The organism is Streptomyces sp. NPDC017993, assembly GCF_044328065.1.
GTDB lineage: Bacteria > Actinomycetota > Actinomycetes > Streptomycetales > Streptomycetaceae > Streptomyces.
The window spans coordinates 25,163-42,516 of the sequence record NZ_JBIRGO010000023.1 but is presented as its reverse complement, the minus strand read 5'-3'; the positions used below and the strand labels follow the sequence as shown (position 1 = coordinate 42,516).

At 69.2% G+C, this 17,354-nt stretch carries 15 protein-coding genes and 2 tRNA genes; 11 read left to right on the top strand and 6 right to left on the bottom strand.

The window, feature by feature from the left end; genetic code table 11:
* Positions 1-86 precede the first annotated feature (86 nt).
* Complete coding sequence (locus tag ACH4FH_RS32315; protein ID WP_398559501.1) at positions 87-572, top strand: ribose-5-phosphate isomerase; 486 nt, start codon at positions 87-89, stop codon at positions 570-572.
* Between the two features lie 73 nt (positions 573-645).
* Complete coding sequence (locus ACH4FH_RS32310; protein WP_398559500.1) at positions 646-1,473, top strand: Fpg/Nei family DNA glycosylase; 828 nt, start codon at positions 646-648, stop codon at positions 1,471-1,473.
* 20 nt (positions 1,474-1,493) lie between these two features.
* On the opposite strand, the gene ACH4FH_RS32305 is transcribed toward ACH4FH_RS32310, so the two are convergent.
* Positions 1,494-2,723 (bottom strand): GNAT family N-acetyltransferase, encoded by a 1,230-nt coding sequence (locus ACH4FH_RS32305; protein WP_398559499.1) that lies wholly within the window; start codon positions 2,721-2,723, stop codon positions 1,494-1,496.
* A 127-nt stretch (positions 2,724-2,850) separates the two neighbouring features.
* Between ACH4FH_RS32305 and ACH4FH_RS32300 the strand changes: the two genes are divergently transcribed.
* A complete protein-coding gene (locus ACH4FH_RS32300; protein ID WP_398559498.1) occupies positions 2,851-3,996 on the top strand; it encodes a PP2C family protein-serine/threonine phosphatase in 1,146 nt (381 codons plus the stop codon).
* A 36-nt stretch (positions 3,997-4,032) separates the two neighbouring features.
* Here the strand turns inward: ACH4FH_RS32300 and ACH4FH_RS32295 are convergent, their stop codons facing one another.
* A complete protein-coding gene (locus ACH4FH_RS32295) occupies positions 4,033-5,193 on the bottom strand; it encodes an acyltransferase family protein (protein ID WP_398559497.1) in 1,161 nt (386 codons plus the stop codon).
* 746 nt (positions 5,194-5,939) lie between these two features.
* On the opposite strand from ACH4FH_RS32295, the gene ACH4FH_RS32290 reads away from it, so the two are divergent.
* Positions 5,940-6,134 carry a hypothetical protein gene (locus tag ACH4FH_RS32290; RefSeq protein ID WP_393895537.1) on the top strand — a complete coding sequence of 65 codons (195 nt, stop codon included), beginning with the start codon at positions 5,940-5,942 and terminating at the stop codon, positions 6,132-6,134.
* Here ACH4FH_RS32290 and ACH4FH_RS32285 read toward each other — a convergent pair.
* Positions 6,131-6,511: an arsenate reductase family protein gene (locus tag ACH4FH_RS32285; protein WP_398559496.1), complete on the bottom strand. Its 381-nt coding sequence runs from the start codon at positions 6,509-6,511 to the stop codon at positions 6,131-6,133. The two genes, ACH4FH_RS32290 and ACH4FH_RS32285, sit on opposite strands and share 4 nt — an antisense overlap.
* Before the next feature lie 140 nt (positions 6,512-6,651).
* Here ACH4FH_RS32285 and ACH4FH_RS32280 point away from each other — a divergent pair, with 140 nt between their 5' ends.
* Positions 6,652-7,017 (top strand): hypothetical protein, encoded by a 366-nt coding sequence (locus tag ACH4FH_RS32280; RefSeq protein ID WP_398559495.1) that lies wholly within the window; start codon positions 6,652-6,654, stop codon positions 7,015-7,017.
* Between the two features lie 104 nt (positions 7,018-7,121).
* Here the strand turns inward: ACH4FH_RS32280 and ACH4FH_RS32275 are convergent.
* Positions 7,122-7,192, bottom strand: a tRNA-Gly gene (locus tag ACH4FH_RS32275).
* A gap of 262 nt (positions 7,193-7,454) precedes the next feature.
* On the opposite strand from ACH4FH_RS32275, the gene ACH4FH_RS32270 reads away from it, so the two are divergent.
* The 5 genes from ACH4FH_RS32270 (at position 7,455) to clpX (ending at position 12,213) form a co-directional block, all read left to right on the top strand.
* Positions 7,455-7,531: transfer RNA gene (locus ACH4FH_RS32270), tRNA-Pro, on the top strand.
* Between the two features lie 210 nt (positions 7,532-7,741).
* Positions 7,742-9,130, top strand: a complete 1,389-nt coding sequence (tig, locus tag ACH4FH_RS32265; protein ID WP_398559494.1) for a trigger factor — start codon at positions 7,742-7,744, stop codon at positions 9,128-9,130.
* Positions 9,131-9,422: 292 nt separating this feature from the next.
* Positions 9,423-10,025, top strand: a complete 603-nt coding sequence (locus tag ACH4FH_RS32260) for an ATP-dependent Clp protease proteolytic subunit (RefSeq protein ID WP_393895570.1) — start codon at positions 9,423-9,425, stop codon at positions 10,023-10,025.
* 67 nt (positions 10,026-10,092) lie between these two features.
* A complete protein-coding gene (locus ACH4FH_RS32255; protein WP_393895571.1) occupies positions 10,093-10,770 on the top strand; it encodes an ATP-dependent Clp protease proteolytic subunit in 678 nt (225 codons plus the stop codon).
* 156 nt (positions 10,771-10,926) lie between these two features.
* Complete coding sequence (gene clpX, locus ACH4FH_RS32250; RefSeq protein WP_398559493.1) at positions 10,927-12,213, top strand: ATP-dependent Clp protease ATP-binding subunit ClpX; 1,287 nt, start codon at positions 10,927-10,929, stop codon at positions 12,211-12,213.
* Between the two features lie 82 nt (positions 12,214-12,295).
* Here the strand turns inward: clpX and ACH4FH_RS32245 are convergent, their stop codons facing one another.
* Positions 12,296-13,255: a hypothetical protein gene (locus ACH4FH_RS32245; protein ID WP_398559492.1), complete on the bottom strand. Its 960-nt coding sequence runs from the start codon at positions 13,253-13,255 to the stop codon at positions 12,296-12,298.
* Positions 13,256-13,406: 151 nt separating this feature from the next.
* Between ACH4FH_RS32245 and ACH4FH_RS32240 the strand changes: the two genes are divergently transcribed.
* Positions 13,407-16,028, top strand: a complete 2,622-nt coding sequence (locus ACH4FH_RS32240) for a valine--tRNA ligase (RefSeq protein ID WP_398559491.1) — start codon at positions 13,407-13,409, stop codon at positions 16,026-16,028.
* Here ACH4FH_RS32240 and ACH4FH_RS32235 read toward each other — a convergent pair.
* On the bottom strand, positions 15,994-17,208 hold the full coding sequence (locus tag ACH4FH_RS32235; RefSeq protein ID WP_398559549.1) for a hypothetical protein: 1,215 nt from the start codon (positions 17,206-17,208) through the stop codon (positions 15,994-15,996). The two genes, ACH4FH_RS32240 and ACH4FH_RS32235, sit on opposite strands and share 35 nt — an antisense overlap.
* Positions 17,209-17,354 lie beyond the last annotated feature (146 nt).

Sequence of the window (17,354 nt, the reverse complement as noted above, 5' to 3'; positions counted from 1 at the left end):
GAAAGGTCGACCAGGGGTTTCATGCGTAGAACCGTAGGAAGACCCAGGCGCGCCTACCCGCACATCGTCATGCCACACTCATGGCCATGCGCGTGTATCTCGGCTCCGACCATGCAGGTTTCGATCTCAAGAACCACCTCGTCGAGTGGCTCAAGGCCAACGGCCACGAGCCCGTCGACTGCGGTCCGCACCTCTACGACGCCCAGGACGACTACCCCCCGTTCTGCCTGCGCGCCGCGGAGAAGACCGCCGGCGACCCGGACAGCCTCGGCATCGTGATCGGCGGCTCCGGCAACGGCGAGCAGATCGCCGCCAACAAGGTCAAGGGCGTACGGGCCGCGCTGGCCTGGAGCGAGGAGACCGCCAAGCTCGGCCGCGAGCACAACAACGCCAACGTCATCTCCGTCGGCGGCCGGATGCACACCCAGGACGAGGCGACCAAGTTCATCGAGGTCTTCCTCGCCACGCCGTACTCGGGTGAGGAACGTCACACCCGCCGCATCGACATGCTGTCGGCGTACGAGACCACCGGCGAGCTGCCCGCCATCCCCGCACACCACCCGCAGGGCTGACGCCCACCGCCGTCGCCGCCCGCCCACCCCGGCCGCCGGGGCGGGCGGGCGCGCCCACTGGAGGACCACCCGCATGCCCGAGGGGCACACGATCCACCGCCTCGCGCTGGACCACCGGGCCCGCTTCGAGGGTGAACCGGTCCGGGCGAGCAGCCCGCAGGGGAAGTTCGCGGGCGGCGCCGCGCTCATCGACGGTCAGGTCATGGACACCGCCGAGGCGCACGGCAAGCACCTCTTCCTCGGGTTCGGCCCCGCCCGCTGGGTGCACATCCACCTCGGACTGTTCGGCAAGCTCGGCTTCGGCGACGCCCCCGCGCCGCCGCCCACCGACACCGTCCGGCTGCGCCTGGCCACCTCCCGCCACTACGCGGATCTGCGCGGCCCCACCACCTGCGCACTGATCACCGACGCCGAGAAGCAGGCGATACACGACCGGCTCGGCCCCGACCCGCTGCGCCCCGGGGACGACGGGGAGCGTGCCTGGCAGCGGATCTCGCGCAGCCGTACGACCATCGCGGCGCTGCTGCTCGACCAGAAGGTCATCGCGGGCGTCGGCAACGTCTACCGCGCCGAGGTCCTCTTCCGGCACGGCATCGACCCCTACCGGCCCGGCCGTGACCTCACCCGCGCCGAGTGGGACGCCCTCTGGGACGACCTGGTGCTGCTGATGCGGGAGGGCGTGCGCCACAACCGCATCGACACCGTCCGCCCGGAGCACCTGCCGGAGGCGATGGGCCGCCCGCCACGGGTCGACGACCACGGCGGTGAGGTGTACGTCTACCGCCGTGCGGAGGGGCCCTGCCACATCTGTGGCGGCGAGATCCGCACCGCCGGTCTCGCCGCCCGCAATCTCTTCTGGTGCCCGGGGTGCCAGCCGGCGACGGGCGGCCACCGGGCCTGAGAGGCCGCCGGCCCGCGCGGCTAGAACCCGTGCGGCAGCCACGGCGCGACGTCGGAGCCGAACGCCACCGACGCCGCATGCAGCGCACCGGTCCGCAGCTCCTGCACCCGGCCCGCGGCCGCCAGCGCCGACAGGGTGAAGCCCCCCAGGTAGGCGGAGCCCAACTCCCTTACCGACAGCGCCAGATCCGGCGCGTCGGTGGTGCGCGCGCAGGAAGCCCCCTTGGCGTCACCGCTCAGCCGCCAACGCCCTTCGTTCCAGGGGCAGAACGGGTCCGCCACCTCCAGCACCACCTCCACCGGCGTGCGGTACGTCCGCGCCGCCAGCGCCGCGCCCACCTCCACCGGCCGCACGAACAGCGACTCCCGCATCTCGATGCCGCAGCGCCGCATGTCCGCCACCAGATGCAGCACCGGATCGTCCACGGGCCGGCCGCGTACCGACACCGACGAGGTGAGGTCGATCCCGAACAGATAGCGCCACAGCGCCGCGTACACCACCGGCTCCAGGGCGTCGACCTGCCGGACGTGCACCGTCCCGAACGGCCCGGCATGGTCCCACTCCGGTTTGACGGCGTAGCGCGCGTATCCCCGCACCTCGCCGTCGACCTCGGCCACCACGCACTGCAGCCTCCCGGCCCCGTCCCGCTCGCCCTCGGGGTCGTACACGCCCATCCGCTCCCAGCCCGGCAGCCGCGCGAGCATCCCCGCACGGGTCGGCACCAGCTGCCCGTACACCCGCTCGCAGTCGGGCAGCGCTTCCGCCGGATCCACCAGCCGCAGGCGTACGCCGTCGATGCCCGGCAGGTCCGGGGGCGCCAGCCGCAGCGTGTCGACGCTCAGCCGCAGCTCCTGGGTCGCCGGGCCGTAACCGAACCGGCCGTAGATGGCGGGCTCCGAGGCGGTCAGCAACGCCAGCGCCTCGCCGCGCGCGCGGACGTCCGCCAGCTGGTGCCGCATCATCGAGCGCAGCACTCCGCGCCTGCGGTGCGTCGGCAGCACCGAGACCATCGTGACGCCGGCCGCCGCCACCCGGTCCCCGCCCGGCACCGTCAGCCCGAACGAGAACGCCCCGGCCGTGCCGACCCAGTCACCGTCCGCCCAAGCGCCGAAGGAGCGCTCGATCTCGGTGCGGTCCCGCCAGAGGGTCCGCCCTTCCGGTGGCTCGGGCACGCCGCCGAACGCGAGGTCCACCTTGTCGAACCAGCCATCCCATTCGGCGTCGCGCAGCGCCCGCACTTCAGTCGTCATGCGCCATGCCTAGCAGGACACTCTCCGGCCGCGCGACCGCATTTCGAACGCGGTTTCCCGGCAATTGACCTGAGGTCTGTACGGCGAATCGACGCACCGCCGAACGGGTGGCTAAAGTCCCAGAACAATGACAAGCGGCCCGGGAGCGGAACCCCTGACGGCCCGGATGCACAGAGGTCTGCACCGGGCCCGCATCGGCGTGCGCAAGGCCGGCGTCGACTACTTCCGGGGCGACGGCTCCGACTGGATCGCGCTGGCCGCCCTCCTCCTGGCCATACCCGCCATCGCGGCCGGCACGCTCTGGCGCCCCGACTGGATCGCTCCCACCGCGCTGGTGCTCCCCGTCATCGCCGGCGGCCTGCTGCTGCGGCCGGCCAACCTCCTGGCCCTGTACGCCACGTCGGCCGGCGCGCTGATCGTCGAGGCGGCGCTGCTCGGCCCGTACGCCGCGGGACCGGACCGGGTCACCCCCGGCACGGTGCTGGTCGTGGCGGCGGTCGGCCTCTTCGGGCTGCTGATCGCGCAGTTCCGCAGCCGGGTCGGAGTGCCCTGGAGGCGCGGCGGAACCATGCTCTTCGACCTGCGGGAACGCATCCGCGTCCAGAGCAAGCTCCCCGAGCTGCCCCGGGGATGGCACCGGGAGATGGCCCTGCGCCCGGCCGGCGGGCAGTCCTTCTCCGGCGACTTCGTGGTGGCCTCGCGCACCCAGGGCGGCAACATCCTCGAAGTGGTCCTGACGGACGTCTCCGGCAAGGGCATGGACGCGGCATCCCGCGCGCTGCTGCTGTCCGGGGCGTTCGGCGGCCTCCTCGGCTCCCTGCCGCCGCATGCCTTCCTTCCCGCGGCCAACGGCTATCTGCTCCGCCAGGACTGGGACGAGGGGTTCGCGACCTCCATCCATCTCGTCCTGGATCTGGAGTCGGGGGACTACGAACTGCTCTCCGCCGGCCATCTGCCGGCTCTCCAGCTGAGCGCGGGCACCGGTCGCTGGGAGGAGAAGTCGGGCGAGGGCCCGCTCCTCGGGGTCTACGACGGCGCCCAGTTCGACCCGGTCAAGGGGACCCTGCGGCCCGGGGATGTGCTGATGATGTTCACCGATGGCCTGGTGGAGGCCGCCGACCGCGATATCGCCGAGGGCATCGACCGGCTGACCGGCGAGGCCGACCGCTATGTCGTCGAGGGTTTCGTGGGCGCCGCCTGGCACCTGATCGAGGCCGTCGCCAAGGACGTCAACGACGACCGGGCACTGTTGATGATCTGCCGCGACGCCTGAAACCGGTGCGCGTGAGGCCGGGGCGGCCCGCCGCTCTCACAAGCTGACGCGCTCCCGCGCCGTATCGGCCGCGTCCTTCCGGAACGCCCACGCCATCGTCGGCTCCATCGCGAAGCGGAACATCTTGCGGACCGGTGGGGTGCACAGCGCCGTCACGATCGCCCCCGCGATCAGGGTGACCGCGATCTCGCCTGCCGGGGTCTGCAGCCATGCGTAGTCCTCGAACCAGCCCCAGAACCGCGAGCCCTTGGCCAGGAAGCCGTGCAGCAGATAGCCGTAGAGCGTCCCGGCGCCCAGCACCGTGAACCACATCGGCCGGGTGGGCACCCAGGCGAAGAAGCAGGCCACCAGGACGATCGAGCAGCCGAAGAGAGCCATCGTCATGACCGAGCCGATCCACCAGGTGGTGCCCAACTCCTGACCGCTGTCCCGGTGGTAGAACCAGGCCGACGACATCCGGGGCGCCGCCCAGTACGCCATGAGCAGCGCGCAGGCGAAGATCGGCAGCGAGGCGATACGCACCGCCCGCCGCTGCACCATCTTGAAGTGCTCGGGCCGCAGGTTCAGGCCGAGGACGAAGAACGGCAGGAACTGCAGCACCCGTTGGAGGTCCAGATCGTCGCCGATGTCGGGCGAGATGGAGGCGAGTACGGCGATGGCCAGCGCGAGCGGCAGCGGCCAGCGCACGATCTTCCACAGCGGGGTGGTCAGCCGCCAGATGAACAGGGCCACCAGGAACCACGTCAGGAACCAGGGATCGAGCAGGCTGATCGGATGCCCCGGGTCGTCGTCCGCCCAGCGCTTGAAGAAGGCGTAGGCCGTCTCGAAGAGGATGTAAGGGACGGCGACTCCGGTGACCAGACGCTGCAGCCGGTCCTTGCGCATGTCGAAACTGCGCGAGAAGTAGCCGGAGATGATGATGAACGCCGGCATGTGGAAGCCGTAGACGGTCATGTACAGCGCTTCGGCGGTGCGACTGCCGTCGGTCAGCGGTTCCCAGACATGCCCCATCGCCACGAGCACGATGGCCAGGTACTTCGCGTTGTCGAAGAAGGCGTCCCGGCCGGCTTTGGGGGAGGGGGCCGGAGCGCGCTCCGGCACGCCGGACGGCTGTGCCGCACGCGCCGTCCGGTCCGCACCCGCCGCCTCCCTGGCCGGAGGGAGCTCACGTCGTGGTGTCGGGGCAGCGTGAAACATCTGAGGCACGATAGCGGCGGTCGACGAATGCGTAAAACCGCCCGAGCGTAATTCTCTATTTCCCCAGGTGCCGCCGCACATATGGAGTGGATAAAGCTGCGGCGGATACGAAAAGATCTTTCCTGCGACCCTCCGCGTCCCGCAGATCCGTGCCCGCAGGCGCCTTGCTATATCCCGCTTCTCCTCCCTAAAACGGGCGGTATCCCCTGGGGGCGGCCCGGAAGGAATGTCTGCTTCCTTTACGCTATGTCCGAATAGCTCGACCCGGTCGCGGCAGGCGTCGGGTGACATGGATAACGCCTCGCGGGGCCGGGCGATTGCCCGCCGCGGGCGCTCCGTAATTACTGTGACGGATGCCACGGGAATTGTCGCGGACGCGGCTCGATTGTCGTCGCCTCCGCCAATTCATGGCGAGGTCATGCGCATGTCCGTGCCGACGCGCCGCTGTCCGTTTCGACGTGCCGCATTGCGCAGCGGCCACTACCGGCCACCGGCAGGGACGCGATCCAGCCGAATCGTCGACGTCATCTCGGCCGCCGGGGGCCTTCTTCCGACGTGGCACCCCTGCCCGCCTGCCCGGCCCCGCCCACCTCACACGCCCCAGGGGTCGAAATCGGGCAAAGCGTTGGCCGATGATTCGTCACCCACCTCCGGTGGGCAAGGAGTTGGTGGCACGATGGGGCCAGGGGGTGTGCGCGGCATGCTCCCGGGCCGGTGAGGCGTTCCGACCAAGGGTGTGATCAGTTGTGGCTCTTTCACTTTCAGTGGTGCTGCTGTTGGGGATCGTCCTGATCGTTTTGATCAGAGGGAAGTCGATCAAGGCGGGTCCGGCGATCGTCGCCATACTCTTCGGGTTCTTCCTCGCCTCGACCGGCATGGCCCCGTCCATCAACCGGTTCCTCAACTCCCTCGCGGACACCATCAACCACATCACCTTCTAGGCGGTCTGCCCGCCCCCGGTACGCCCCATCGCCTCCTTCACGGCCTGCTCGCTGCGTCCCACCAGCGCCGATCCATCGTCCGCGGTGATGATCGGACGCTGAATCAGCCGCGGGTGTGCCGCGAGCGCCGCGATCCACCGTTCACGTCCGGCGTCGGTCCGCTCCCACGCCGCGACCCCCAGCTCCTTCGCCTCCACCTCCTGGGTCCGTGTGATGTCCCACGGCTCCAGCCCCAGCCGCTCCAGCACCGCGCGCAGCTCCTCCGCGGTCGGCGGCTCCTCCAGGTATTTGCGGACGGTGTACTCCGCGCCCTCCTCATCGAGGATCTGCACGGCGGAACGGCACTTGGAACACGCGGGATTGAGCCAGATCTCCATGCCCGCCACCCTATTGACCCGCGCCCGCGCTGCGAAGGGCGCCCGCCTCGCCGGCTCCGCACGTGTCGCAGGCCCCCACGGCCGGGGCGAGACTGGAAGGGCAGCGAGTCGGCCGGCAGCGGACCGGCCCTGGAGGAGCCATGACGGCAACGACGCGCAATGACACCCCGGTCATGATCGAAGGTGACGGCGTGGAGCTGCGGACGCGGGAAATCGGGGGAGACATGTCCGTCGCCTTCGTGCGCCTGCCCCGTGGCGCGGACATGGGGCCGGCTCTCAAGGGGCTGACGGACGATCTGTGCCAGTGCCCCCACTGGGGCTACCTGCTCAAGGGCCGCCTCAAGATGCGGACCCGGGACGGCGAGCGGGTCTACGAGGCCGGACAGGCCTTCTACTGGTCACCCGGGCATGCCCCGGAGGCCCTTGAGGACTGCGAATACGTGGATTTCTCACCCACGAAGGACTTCGCCGAAGTGATCGACCACATCAAGGCCCGGATGGGCTGACGCCTGAGGACCTCGGCCCGGCCGCCCCGGTCTTCGGTCGTCCGGGCGAAGGCAAAGGGCCAGGTCAGAGGAATCGTCCTCTGACCTGGCCCTTTGTCGTACGGAGCGGGCGACGGGAATCGAACCCGCGTAGCCAGTTTGGAAGACTGGGGCTCTACCATTGAGCTACGCCCGCGAGCGCCGCAGGTCGCAGGACCTCGGCACGCAGTGCATCGTAGCGGGTCGGAGCGGTGTGCCGCACACCCGTGGGCGGGTTCGCGCTCGCGAGGCGCCCTCCGGGGGCTCGCGAGCGCGCGTGTGCGCCCCCGTGCGACCGACCGCCACCGCGCGAGGGCCGGGGCCCCGTCTGCGGGATCGCGGCGTAACGCGCCAGGGTGGGCATCTCGATATCGTGCAGCCGCACTGCCATCAGCCATGTACCCTACGTGTCGCACCGACGGGGTGTGGCGCAGCTTGGTAGCGCGTCCGCTTTGGGAGCGGAAGGTCGTCGGTTCGAATCCGGCCACCCCGACCAGCAGTCCTCAGTTCAGCACTCAGCGCCACTCCGTGGCCGCGGACAGCGGCCTTTCAAGATCGCGTTGTGGGTGCGATCCTCCTTGCGGTTACTATGCAAGCTGCGTGCCCGTGTGTCTTTGTACCGGGTGCGATCGGCCGGGGCCCGGATCACCGGGTGCCGGAAGATCTCAGGCAGAACCCCAGAAGTCAGCCCCAAGGAGACCGAACCGTGAAGAGCGCCGTGGAGACCCTGAACCCGACCCGGGTTCGGCTCACTGTCGAGGTGCCCTTCGAGGAGCTCAAGGACAGCCTCGACGCGGCGTACAAGAAGATCAACCAGCAGGTCACGGTGAAGGGCTTCCGCAAGGGCAAGATCCCGGCCCGCGTCATCGACCAGCGGTTCGGCCGCGGTGCGGTGCTGGAGGAGGCCGTCAACGACGCCCTCCCGAAGTTCTACACCGAGGCGGTCAACGAGGGTGAGCTCAACGTCCTCGGCCAGCCCGAGGTCGACATCACCGAGCTGAAGGACGGCGAGCTGCTGGCCTTCACCGCCGAGGTCGACATCCGCCCCGCCCTGGAGATCCCGGACTACTCCGGTATCGAGGTCGAGGTCGACGCCGTCGAGGTGTCGGACGAGGACATCGACAAGTCGGTCGAGCAGCTTCGTGAGCGCTTCGCCTCGACCAGCCCGGTCGAGCGCGCCGCGCAGGACGGCGACGTCCTGACGCTGGACCTCGAGGCCAAGGTGGACGGCGAGGTCCTGGAGGACGGCGTCGCCCAGGGCGTCAGCTACACCGTCGGCTCCGGTGAGCTCCTCGACGGCATCGACGAGGCCGTCAAGGGCGTCGAGGCCGGCGGCAGCGCCACCTTCACCTCCGAGCTCAAGGGCGGCTCCGCCCAGGGCAAGGAGGCCGAGGTCAAGGTCGACGTCACCGCCGTCGCGGCCCGTGAACTGCCCGAGCTGGATGATGACTTCGCGCAGCTGGCGAGCGAGTTCGACACCCTCGACGAGCTCAAGGCCGACAGCAGCAAGCGCCTCGCACAGATGAAGAAGTACGACCAGGCCACCCAGGCTCAGGAGAAGGTCCTGGACGAGCTGCTCAAGCTCGTCGAGGTGCCGATCCCCGAGAAGCTGCTCGCGGACGAGATGGAGACCCGCAAGCACAACCTGGTGAACCACCAGCTCGGCCAGATGGGCCTCGACCTCGCCAAGTACCTGGAGATCCAGGGCAAGAGCGAGGAAGAGTTCGACGCCGAGACCAAGGAGCAGGCGGAGAAGGGCATCAAGACCCAGTTCATCCTCGATGAGCTGGTCAACAAGGAGAAGCTGAACGTCAGCCAGGAGGAGCTCACCGAGCACCTCATGCGCCGCGCGCAGTCCTCCGGCATGTCCCCCGACCAGTTCGCCCAGGCCGTCGTCGAGGGTGGCCAGGTGCCGATGCTCGTCGGCGAGGTCGCCCGCGGCAAGGCGCTCGCGGTGGTCGTCGAGGCCGCCACGGTCAAGGACACCAAGGGTGAGGTCGTCGACCTCGACGACGAGGACGAGACGGCCGAGACCGTCCAGGCCGAGTCCGAGGGCACCGACGAGGCCGCGGCCGAGGAGAAGAACGAGGGCTGAGCTTCAGCCCCGCGCTCTCCTGCAGTCCTGTGCATACGGGCCCGAACACGCACGTGCGCGTGTTCGGGCCCGTATGTCATCCCGGTCCGTGAGCCTGCGCTCACAGCGAACAGTTCTCAATGCGGGATGGCGTTGTCCGACCTGCGCGTTAGGGTCCGTAGATACGAGGGCAGGGGAGTCCCTGAAAGCGCGCCGGGGGCACCACACGGCGCAGATCCCCGCGCCCCAGAAGACGACGCTGAGACGGTCTCGAGCCGTCCGACAACGAGCAGGTGGACACGTGACGATCCCGATGCCTTCCGCCGCCGCTGAGCCGACCTTCGGTGGCCTCGGCGACCAGGTCTACAACCGGCTGCTCGGCGAGCGGATCATCTTCCTCGGCCAGCCGGTCGACGACGACATCGCCAACAAGATCACCGCGCAGCTTCTTCTCCTCGCCGCGGACCCTGAGAAGGACATCTTCCTCTACATCAACTCTCCGGGCGGCTCGATCTCGGCCGGTCTGGCGATCTACGACACCATGCAGTACATCAAGAACGACGTGGTGACGATCGCGATGGGCCTCGCCGCCTCGATGGGGCAGTTCCTGCTGAGCGCCGGCACCCCGGGAAAGCGCTTCGCGCTGCCGAACGCCGAGATCCTCATCCACCAGCCCTCCGCGGGCCTGGCCGGTTCCGCGTCGGACATCAAGATCCACGCCGAGCGGCTGCTGCACACCAAGAAGCGGATGGCCGAGCTGACCGCCTTCCACACCGGTCAGACCGTCGAGCGCATCACCCACGACTCCGACCGCGACCGCTGGTTCTCCGCCGACGAGGCCAAGACGTACGGCCTCATCGACGATGTGATGACCTCCGCCGCAGGCGTTCCGGGCGGGGGCGGCACCGGGGCCTGAGCCCTGGACCACTCGCCCCACAGCCACCCCAGCCCACTTGATCGCCACCAGGACGGTGAACACCACGATGAACAACTTCCACGGCAGCGGCCTGTACGAGGGCGCGGAGTCCGAGTTTTCCGGCCCGCGCGCCGAGTCCCGCTACATCGTTCCGCGCTTCGTCGAGCGCACCTCGCAGGGCGTGCGCGAGTACGACCCGTACGCGAAGCTCTTCGAGGAGCGTGTGATCTTCCTCGGCGTGCAGATCGACGACGCGTCGGCCAACGACGTCATGGCGCAGCTGCTGTGCCTGGAGTCGATGGACCCCGACCGTGACATCTCGATCTACATCAACTCGCCCGGTGGCTCCTTCACGGCGCTCACCGCGATCTACGACACGATGCAGTTCGTCAAGCCCGACATCCAGACGGTCTGCATGGGCCAGGCGGCCTCCGCCGCTGCCGTGCTGCTCGCGGCCGGCACCCCCGGCAAGCGGATGGCGCTGCCGAACGCCCGAGTGCTGATCCACCAGCCGTACAGCGAGACCGGCCGCGGTCAGGTCTCCGACCTGGAGATCGCCGCCAACGAGATCCTGCGGATGCGTTCGCAGCTGGAGGACCTGCTGGCCAAGCACTCCTCCACGCCGATCGAAAAGATTCGGGACGATATCGAGCGTGACAAGATTCTGACCGCCGAGGAGTCCTTGGCGTACGGTCTGGTCGACCAGATCGTCTCGACGCGGAAGTCGTCCGTCTCCATCGGATAGTGGCTTCGCGCGTGAGCCGGAGAGTCGCCCCCTTGGATCGAGTGAACCCAGTCGGTTCAAGGGGGGCCCGTACGGGGGGCCCGGCAAGGTACCGTCGATAGGCAAGCACCCGGGTCCGTGGAGCAATGCGGATCCCAGGCGAAGGGGAAGCACCTCGTGGCACGCATCGGTGACGGCGGCGACCTGCTCAAGTGCTCGTTCTGCGGAAAGAGCCAGAAGCAGGTGAAGAAGCTCATCGCGGGACCTGGTGTGTACATCTGCGACGAGTGCATCGACCTCTGCAACGAAATCATCGAGGAGGAGCTCGCCGAGACCTCCGAGGTGCGGTGGGAAGAACTCCCCAAACCGCGGGAGATCTACGAGTTCCTGAACGGCTATGTCGTCGGCCAGGAGCCCGCCAAGAAGACGCTCTCGGTCGCCGTCTACAACCACTACAAGCGGGTGCAGGCCGGCGAGAACGGCGGTGGCCGCGGCGACGAGGGCATCGAGCTCGCCAAGTCCAACATCCTGCTGCTCGGCCCGACCGGCTCCGGCAAGACGCTGCTGGCGCAGACCCTCGCCCGGATGCTCAACGTCCCCTTCGCCTTCGCCGACGCCACGGCGCTGACGGAGGCCGGCTATGTCGGCGAGGACGTCGAGAACATCCTCCTCAAGCTGATCCAGGCCGCGGACTTCGACATCAAGAAGGCCGAGACCGGCATCATCTACATCGACGAGATCGACAAGGTCGCCCGGAAGAGCGAGAACCCGTCGATCACGCGTGATGTCTCCGGCGAGGGCGTCCAGCAGGCGCTGCTGAAGATCCTGGAGGGCACCACCGCCTCCGTGCCGCCGCAGGGCGGCCGCAAGCACCCGCACCAGGAATTCATCCAGATCGACACGACGAACGTGCTGTTCATCGTGGGTGGCGCGTTCGCCGGCCTGGAGAAGATCATCGAGTCGCGCTCCGGCGCCAAGGGCATCGGCTTCGGCGCGACGATCCGCTCCAAGCGCGAGATCGAGTCGAAGGACCAGCTCCAGGAGGTCATGCCGGAGGACCTGGTGAAGTTCGGGATGATCCCGGAGTTCATCGGCCGTCTCCCCGTCCTCACCTCCGTCCACAACCTGGACCGCGAGGCCCTGCTGCAGATCCTGGTCGAGCCGCGCAACGCGCTCGTCAAGCAGTACCAGCGCCTCTTCGAACTCGACGGCGTGGAGCTGGACTTCGACCGCCCGGCCCTGGAGGCCATCGCCGACCAGGCCATCCTCCGCGGCACCGGCGCCCGCGGTTTGCGCGCCATCATGGAGGAGGTCCTCCAGGCGGTGATGTACGAGATCCCGTCCCGCAAGGACGTCGCCCGGGTCGTCATCACCGAGGACGTGGTGCACTCCAACGTCAACCCGACGCTGGTGCCCCGCACCCGCAACGGTGAGTCGGGCGAGCCGCACGAGAAGAGCGCGTAGCACCCGCGGTATTCGAAACAGAGAGCCGCCCGGCAGCGAGGTCGCTGCCGGGCGGCTCTGTGCGGTCCGCTCCTCGGTCCGGCTACTTCTCCTTGCGGACCTCGTTACGGATCTTCGCGGTCTGCTCCGAGAGCTCCTCGGCGGACGGCGTCTTCGCGCCGCCGCCGCTGGGCGACGGGACGGCCATGGACTGGACCACGCCGATGGCGCTGCTGTCGCCCCAGATGCAGATGGAGATGTCGACGGACACCGTGATGCCGCTCTGCGACGACGAGACCTTCGTGGTCTTGCACTTCAGCACCGTGCCGTCGAAGTCGCTCGGCGTGTACTCGGTCACCGGAGTGGCCGTCTCGGCCGTGGCCTGCTTGCCCTCCATGCTCTTGTTCTGAGTGTCCTCGATCTTGGCGAACATCTGGTCCACGGCGTGTTCGGGATCGGCGACCGTGCCGTACGCGCCCGCCACCTGCACCTGCAGCTTGGCGGAGTTCTGGTACTTGCCGCTGACGCCCTTGCTGTCGGTGATGCCCAGCGCCTTGGTCGTCTCGTCGTCGGAGATGTCCTCCGCGCCGCCGCTGCTGGAGCTGGACGACTTCGTGAACTCGCCGCTCAGGAGGCTGTCCGGCATCACCATCGTGTACGGCGCCACGTCGCCACCCGAGCCGAAGGCGAAGTAGGCGCCCACGCCGATCGCCGCGACCACCGCGACGCCGCCGGCGATGAGGCCGATCTTCTTGCCGTTGCCGCCCGTCTCGGGCGGGGCCGGCGGGATCATGCCGTAGGGCGTCTGCTGGCCGCCGTACGGGGCCTGCTGGCCATAGCCGGGCTGCTGGCCCTGCTGGGGGTAGCCGTAGCCCTGCTGCGGGGGCACCTGGCCGCCCTGCTGGGGGTAGCCGTAGCCGGGCTGCTGCGGGGGGACCTGGCCGCCCTGCTGCGGGTAGCCGTAACCAGGCTGCTGAGCCGGCGGCTGCTGCGGCTGGCCGTACGGGCCGGGCTGCTGCGGCTGCTGTCCGTACGGGCCGGGAGGCGGCTGGTTGTAGCTCATGGAGCGGTTCCCCTCGTGACAACTGAATCCAGTTGAAGTCCTGCGTGATGTTTATGCGCTGCCGACATCCTGTACGACGCCACTGACGGCCGCTGCCCCGGGGGCGAAACCGATTCGAAGCTGCTACATCCGCGCCCGTACACTGTCGGGCGTGACCGAGAACTCTCAGCAGAGCAACCACAGCGCCCCCGAACTGCCGACTCAGTACACGCCGGCCGATGTAGAGGGGCCGCTGTACGAGCGCTGGGTGGAGCGGGGTTACTTCGAGGCGGACGAGAAGAGCGAGAAGCCGCCGTACACCGTCGTCATCCCCCCGCCGAACGTCACGGGCTCCCTGCACCTGGGTCACGCCTTCGAGCACACCCTGATCGACGCGTTGACCCGCAGGAAGCGGATGCAGGGCTTCGAGACGCTGTGGCAGCCGGGCATGGACCACGCCGGCATCGCCACCCAGAACGTCGTCGAGCGCGAGCTGGCCAAGGAGGGCGTCTCGCGCCACGACTTGGGCCGTGAGGCGTTCGTCGAGCGGGTCTGGCAGTGGAAGGCGGAGTCCGGCGGGCAGATCTCCGGGCAGATGCGGCGCCTGGGTGACGGCGTCGCCTGGTCGCGCGAGCGGTTCACGATGGACGAGGGCCTGTCCAAGGCCGTCCAGACGATCTTCAAGCGGCTCTACGACGACGAGCTGATCTACCGCGCCGAGCGCATCATCAACTGGTGCCCGCGCTGTCTGACCGCCATCTCGGACATCGAGGTGGAGTACCAGGACGACGACGGCGAGCTGGTCTCGATCCGCTACGGCGAGGGCGACTCCTCGATCGTCGTCGCGACGACGCGTGCCGAGACGATGCTCGGTGACACCGCGGTCGCGGTCCACCCCGAGGACGAGCGCTACGCCCATCTCGTCGGCACCGAGATCGAGTTGCCGCTGACCGGCCGCCGCATCCCGGTCGTCGCGGACGAGCACGTCGACCCGGAGTTCGGTACCGGCGCGGTCAAGGTCACGCCGGCCCACGACCCGAACGACTTCGAGATCGGCCGCCGGCACCACCTGACCAACCTCGCCGTCATGGACGAGCACGCGGTCATCACGGCGCACGGCCCCTTCCAGGGCCTGGACCGGCTGGAGGCGCGCAGCGCCATCGTCGGCGCCCTGCGCGCCGAGGGCCGGATCGTCGCCGAGAAGCGCCCGTACACCCACTCCGTCGGTCACTGCTCGCGTTGCAAGACCACCATCGAGCCGCGGCTGTCGATGCAGTGGTGGGTCAAGGTCGGCCCGCTCGCCCAGGCCGCGGGCGACGCGGTCCGCGACGGCAAGGTCGCCATCCACCCCAAGGAGATGGAGTCCCGCTACTTCGGCTGGGTCGACAATCTCCACGACTGGTGCATTTCGCGACAGTTGTGGTGGGGGCACCGCATCCCGGTCTGGTACGGCCCGAACGGCGAGGTCGTCTGCGTCGGCCCGGACGACGAGGCACCCACCGGCGAGGGCTGGACGCAGGACACCGACGTCCTGGACACCTGGTTCTCCTCCGGCCTGTGGCCCTTCTCCACACTCGGCTGGCCCGAGCAGACCCCGAGCGTCGAGAAGTTCTATCCGAACTCCGTCCTGGTCACCGGCTACGACATCCTGTTCTTCTGGGTCGCCCGGATGATGATGTTCGGCATCTACGCGATGGACGGCACGCCGCCGTTCCACACCATCGCGCTGCACGGCATGGTCCGCGACCAGTTCGGCAAGAAGATGTCCAAGTCCTTCGGGAACGCGGTCAATCCGCTGGACTGGATGGACGCGTACGGCTCCGACGCCGTCCGCTTCACTCTCGCCCGCGGCGCCAACCCCGGTGTCGACGTCCCGATCGGCGAGGACTGGGTCCAGGGCTCCCGGAACTTCGCCAACAAGATCTGGAACGCCACCCGGTTCGCGCTGATGAACGGCGCGACCGTCGAGGGTGAACTGCCGCCCGCCGAGCAGCTGTCGGCGACCGACCGGTGGATCCTCTCGCGGCTCAACTCGGTCGTCACCGAGGTCGACGCCTACTACGACGACTACCAGTTCGCGAAGCTGTCGGACACCCTCTTCCACTTCGCCTGGGACGAGGTCTTCGACTGGTACGTCGAGCTGTCCAAGACGACGTTCATGGCGGGCGGCCCGGCCGCCGAGGTCTCGCGCCGCGTCCTGGGCGAGGTCCTGGACGTCACGCTGCGGCTGCTGCACCCGATCGTCCCGTTCGTCACCGAGACCCTCTGGACGACGCTGACCGGCCGCGAGTCGGTCGTCATCGCCGAGTGGCCCGCCGACTCCGGCTTCCGTGACGCGGCGGCCGAGCAGGAGATCGCGCTCGTCCAGCAGGTCGTGACCGAGGTCCGCCGGTTCCGCTCCGACCAGGGGCTGCAGCCCGGCCAGAAGGTCCCGGCCCGGCTGGACCTGTCCGGCACGGCGCTGGCGGCACACGAAGCCGCGATGCGCTCGCTGCTGCGGCTTCAGCCGGCCGGTGACGACTTCAGCGCCACCGCTTCCCTGCCGGTCGCCGGCGCCACTGTCGCCCTGGACCTCTCCGGTGCGATCGACGTCGAGGCCGAGCGCAAGCGGCTGGCGAAGGACCTCGCGGCCGCGGAGAAGGAGAAGGCGCAGGCCAACGGCAAGCTCGGCAACGAGGCGTTCCTCGCCAAGGCGCCGGAGAAGGTCGTGGACAAGATCCGTGTCCGGCTGGAGACCGCCGAGGCGGACATCGTCCGGATCACCGCGCAGCTGGAGGCCCTGCCCAAGGCGTAGGTGCGGGACCCGGCCAGGGGTCGGGCTCCCGGCCGTCCGCGGGACTGTCGTTCGCAGGCCCCTCGTCCTTCGGGACGGGGGGCCTGCGGCGTCCCCGGCCCCGCCCACCCCGTTCGCGTACCGGCCACAGCAGGACGTACGCGGTCGAGACGGCCACGAACGCCAGCCGGATCAGGCCCCGCGCCGCGTCGTCGGGGACGGCGAAGACACTGCCGTAGAGGATGAGCAGCGCGAGCCAGCTCCACCACGGGACCAGCCGGCGCTGGCCGATGACGTCCCACAGCAGCGTGCCCAGCAGCACCGAGGCGGTGTAGTAGGTGTAGACGCTGGGATCGAGGACGATGCGGGCGTTGGCACCGAGCAGGACCACCGCCGCCCAGCGTCCGCGCCAGACGGCGAGAGTGCCGAGCGCCAGCCCCAGTGCGGCCTGCGCGGGCCGGTCCCAGGAGGGGGTCTGCGGGTCGCCGACGCCCAGCCAGCGCAGTGCGGACGCCGGATGATTGGGGATGGCGAATTTCGCCGCGGCGAAGGACTGCGGGTCGCCGACGAAGAACGGGAGCCAGACGACGGCGACCAGCCCCGCGCACCACAGGCCCGCGCGCAGCCACTTCTCCTTGGGGAGGGCGAGCAGCAGCGGGGTGAAGGCCAGGGCGGTGGGTTTGGAATCCATGGCCAGGGCCAGGAAGACGCCGGTGAGGGCGGCGTTGCCGCGGGTGACGGACCGGACCGCGAGGGCGGTGAAGAAGAGCGCGAGCACGTCGTCGAGATGCCCGAACCGGACCGAGACCTCGATCCACATGGGGAGGAAGGCCAGTCCGGCGATCAGTACCCGCTGCCGCAGCCGCTGGTGGTTGGTGCCGGTGCCGAGGAAGTGGTGGGCGGCGCTGCGGCCCGCCAGGACGACGATGACCAGCCCGAGCAGCGCCATCAGTGCGGCGGCGAGGAACTGGCCGGTGGCCTCGGGGAAGGGGTTGAACAGGCCCGCGACCAGGAAGCTGACCGGGCCCATCTGGAGCTCGGGGTGGTGGGCGTAGAGATTGAGCCCTCCGGTGCCGTCCCCGGCGGCTCCCTGGTAGATCAGCTCGCCGCCGGTGCGTAAGTAATGCCAGGAGAAGCCGCCGTTCGGTTCGACCACCGCGAACCACAGCACGGTCCAGGCGGTGAGCAACACCAAATGCATCCGCTGACTGATTGCCGGCACCTGTTCTCCGCTCCCGCTACCCCGTGTGATGCGCGCGTGTGGCAAAGCCGGGGCGTACGGAGCCCGCCGTCGAAGAGGGCGGAAACAGGAGAAAAGTTGTCCGGGGCGGTTGATCGTCCGTTCTC

Coding starts and splice junctions, on each gene's coding strand:
- ACH4FH_RS32310 (WP_398559500.1), top strand. CDS start 646: ATGCCCGAGGGGCACACGATCCACCGCCTCGCGCTGGACCACCGGGCC.
- ACH4FH_RS32255 (WP_393895571.1), top strand. CDS start 10,093: ATGAACAACTTCCACGGCAGCGGCCTGTACGAGGGCGCGGAGTCCGAG.
- ACH4FH_RS32305 (WP_398559499.1), bottom strand. CDS start 2,723: ATGACGACTGAAGTGCGGGCGCTGCGCGACGCCGAATGGGATGGCTGG.
- ACH4FH_RS32235 (WP_398559549.1), bottom strand. CDS start 17,208: ATGCATTTGGTGTTGCTCACCGCCTGGACCGTGCTGTGGTTCGCGGTG.
- ACH4FH_RS32285 (WP_398559496.1), bottom strand. CDS start 6,511: ATGGAGATCTGGCTCAATCCCGCGTGTTCCAAGTGCCGTTCCGCCGTG.
- ACH4FH_RS32315 (WP_398559501.1), top strand. CDS start 87: ATGCGCGTGTATCTCGGCTCCGACCATGCAGGTTTCGATCTCAAGAAC.
- ACH4FH_RS32295 (WP_398559497.1), bottom strand. CDS start 5,193: ATGTTTCACGCTGCCCCGACACCACGACGTGAGCTCCCTCCGGCCAGG.
- ACH4FH_RS32300 (WP_398559498.1), top strand. CDS start 2,851: ATGACAAGCGGCCCGGGAGCGGAACCCCTGACGGCCCGGATGCACAGA.
- ACH4FH_RS32280 (WP_398559495.1), top strand. CDS start 6,652: ATGACGGCAACGACGCGCAATGACACCCCGGTCATGATCGAAGGTGAC.
- ACH4FH_RS32245 (WP_398559492.1), bottom strand. CDS start 13,255: ATGAGCTACAACCAGCCGCCTCCCGGCCCGTACGGACAGCAGCCGCAG.
- ACH4FH_RS32260 (WP_393895570.1), top strand. CDS start 9,423: ATGCCTTCCGCCGCCGCTGAGCCGACCTTCGGTGGCCTCGGCGACCAG.